Raw genomic sequence first — 3,151 nt, 5'->3', positions numbered from 1 at the left:
CGCGCTAGTTATTAGAATCTAACGATTAAGCAAAAAGCGAACCATTAAACCACAACGAAATAGGCCAGCAATGCTGGCCTATTTTTTGTCACTATGTAAATCAATAAGAATTACTTAAGAGAGTTGTGGATCAGGAACTCTTCTTCAACACCTTTCAATTTCATCTCATCCATAATGAAGTTCACCGTGTTCAACAAACGTTGCTCACCTTTTGGGATCAGGTAACCGAATTGGCTGTTGGTAAACGGTGTCTCACAACGAGCAGCTTCAAGACGTTCGTCAGTCACTTGATAGAACAGACCTTCAGGGGTTTCTGTTACCATCACATCAACTTTACCTTCCGCAACGGCTTGCGGAACGTCTAGGTTGTTCTCATAACGTGTAAAGCTCGCGTCTTGCAAATTAGCATCCGCAAAAATCTCATTAGTTCCGCCGATATTGACGCCAACACGCACAGAAGAAAGATTCACTTTCTCAATGCTATCGTACTGTTCTGCTTTGCCTTTAGCGACTAAGAAACACTTACCAAAGGTCATGTAGCCTTGGGTTTGTTCTGCGTTTAACTGACGCTGCATTTTACGCGTGATACCGCCCATCGCAATATCGTACTTATCGCTGTCGAGGTCGGTCAGTAGATCTTTCCATGTGGTACGAACTATCTGTAATTCGACGCCCAGCTGCTCTGCAACATGTTTAGCTACGTCAATGTCATAACCAGAGTAGGTTTTGCCGTCGAAGTAAGAAAAAGGTTTGTAGTCGCCTGTGGTACCCACACGCAGAGTGCCTGACTTTTGAATGTCCTCTAGCTGGTCAGCTTGTGCTACCCCGGAAAGTGCAAGAGTAATGGAAGCAAGTAATAGTGGTGTTTTTTTCATTGTAGTTGTCTGTTGTGTTTGTGTTGTTATTCAAAGTAACAGAAACAATCAGAGAAAGAGATCAAACCATTGGAAAGGTCGTAAAAGAAGACAAAGCGAGGGTAGGAGATAGGTACTTCTATCGATTTGTGAGTATTGGTAGAGATGCGTTTCATATTCCATTTTGATAAACGGAGACAAACAAAAAGCCCATGTTATCGAATAACATGGGCTTCATTTTGGTTTAACTTGTTAGTTGCTTATTTAGCTATTTAGCAACTGACTCGTTGTTCATCTTAGCCGGAGCTTTAGACGCGTTAACCAGTAGGATACCAACGGTTAGTACCATTGAACCACATAGTAGGAACAACAAGCGTCCTGTTGGTTCGTTTGGAATCAGAGCCATTGCTAGGATACCGAAACCTGCTGTGCTGATAAGCTTACCAAGCATTGAACGCTGTTTAGTATCAAGGTTTTGTTGCTCTTCACCTTCCGCTACAAGCGGCGTGTTCCAGTTAGTGAATAGTTGGTCAACTTCTTTCTCACGCTCTGGCGATAGGCCTTTGTAGAAGCGAGAAGTCATGATGAAGTAACCACCTGTGAACACTACGTGAGCAGCTAAGCTAAGACCGACTTTCAAGTCGCTCCATTCACGGCCTGTAAGCGCTGTTTCTAGACCAAATAGGTTCTCGATGTCTTCTGCTTGCAGAGAGATACCGAAGATGTAAGAAACAAAACCACCAACCACTAGAGTAGACCAACCAGCCCAGTCAGGTGTCTTACGAATCCACATACCTAGTAGCACAGGGATAAGCATTGGGAAGCCAATCAACGCACCTACGTTCATCACGATATCGAACAAGCTTAAGTGACGTAGAGAGTTAATGAATAGACCAATCGCGATGATGATAACACCCATCATGATAGTCGTTAGCTTACTTACAATAACCAGCTCTTTCTGAGTCGCGTTTTGACGAAGAATCGGGCTGTAGAAGTTCATTACAAAGATACCAGCGTTACGGTTCAAACCTGAATCCATCGAAGACATCGTTGCAGCGAACATTGCCGACATAAGAAGACCAACCATACCTGCTGGCATTACGTTCTGTACGAATGCTAGGTAAGCAGCATCACCGGCTTTGTCGCCCATTGATGTGTATTGCTCAGCAAACTCAGGCATGAATGCACTTACGTACCAAGGTGGTAGGAACCAAATTAGTGGACCAACAACCATAAGGATACATGCTAGGCCTGCCGCTTTACGTGCGTTTTCACTGTCTTTTGCACATAGGTAGCGGTAAGCGTTGATGCTGTTGTTCATTACACCGAACTGCTTCACGAAGATGAATACAACCCAAAGGATGAAGATGCTCACGTAGTTTAGGTTGTTACCTAACATGAAGTCGCCGTCGAAGTTAGCAACGATGTTAGTTAAGCCGCCACCGTGGAAGTAAGCTGCTACCGCACAAGTGATTGTCACGGCCATGATTACAAGCATTTGCATAAAGTCAGAAGCAACAACCGCCCAAGAGCCGCCCGTTACTGCCATCAATACTAGAACCATACCCGTTACCACAATGGTTGCTTCCATTGGGATGTTGAATACCGCTGCTACAAAGATAGCTAGACCATTTAGCCAGATACCTGCAGAGATAAGGCTGTCCGGCATACCTGCCCATGTGAAGAACTGTTCAGACGTTTTACCAAAGCGCTGACGAATAGCTTCGATCGCTGTTACCACACGAAGTTGGCGGAACTTTGGAGCGAAGTACATATAGTTCATGAAGTAGCCAAAAGCATTGGCTAAGAATAGGATTACAATAACGAAACCGTCATTGAACGCGCGTCCTGCGGCACCTGTAAACGTCCATGCTGAAAACTGTGTCATGAAGGCAGTTGCACCAACCATCCACCACAACATTTTGCCGCCCCCTCTGAAATAATCACTAGTTGACGTGGTGAACTTACGGAACATCCAACCAATAGCGATTAAAAAGAAGAAGTAGGCGAGAACAACAAAAGTATCAATAGTCATCTTTTCAGCCTTTTAAATATCATAATTAACTGGGCTTAGATTAACTCGTCCCAAGGTTTATTTGTACTACAATATGTCTTTAGTATGATCTAGGTCGCATTGATTTTTTACTGAGTGCTGAAAGATATTTTAAGTTATTGTTTTAATGGATATTAATTGTGCGTGTAATTTATTTTTGTTGTGAAATAAATTGAAGGTTAAATGTTCATATGTATTACAATATAAGAAAAATCGCTTACTTTCTCTTATCTATAAGATTTTA

The 3,151-nt window shown here is 42.9% G+C and carries 2 protein-coding genes; both read right to left on the bottom strand.

The window, feature by feature from the left end:
• Nucleotides 1–110: 110 nt before the first annotated feature.
• The gene (locus tag ITG09_09595; GenBank protein UPR50970.1) at nucleotides 111–875 is read right to left on the bottom strand and encodes a transporter substrate-binding domain-containing protein; all 765 of its coding nucleotides are present in this window, start codon (nucleotides 873–875) and stop codon (nucleotides 111–113) included.
• A 247-nt stretch (nucleotides 876–1,122) separates the two neighbouring features.
• Complete coding sequence (locus ITG09_09590) at nucleotides 1,123–2,889, bottom strand: Na+:solute symporter (GenBank protein ID UPR50969.1); 1,767 nt, start codon at nucleotides 2,887–2,889, stop codon at nucleotides 1,123–1,125.
• Nucleotides 2,890–3,151: the final 262 nt, after the last annotated feature.

Source organism: Vibrio cyclitrophicus, assembly GCA_023206055.1.
GTDB classification, from domain to species: Bacteria; Pseudomonadota; Gammaproteobacteria; order Enterobacterales; family Vibrionaceae; genus Vibrio; species Vibrio cyclitrophicus_A.
This window is presented reverse-complemented; position numbering and strand designations above follow the sequence as displayed.

Excerpts from the sequence above, each read along its gene's own strand:
- ITG09_09595 (UPR50970.1), bottom strand. The coding sequence starts at position 875 with ATGAAAAAAACACCACTATTACTTGCTTCCATTACTCTTGCACTTTCC.
- ITG09_09590 (UPR50969.1), bottom strand. The coding sequence starts at position 2,889 with ATGACTATTGATACTTTTGTTGTTCTCGCCTACTTCTTCTTTTTAATC.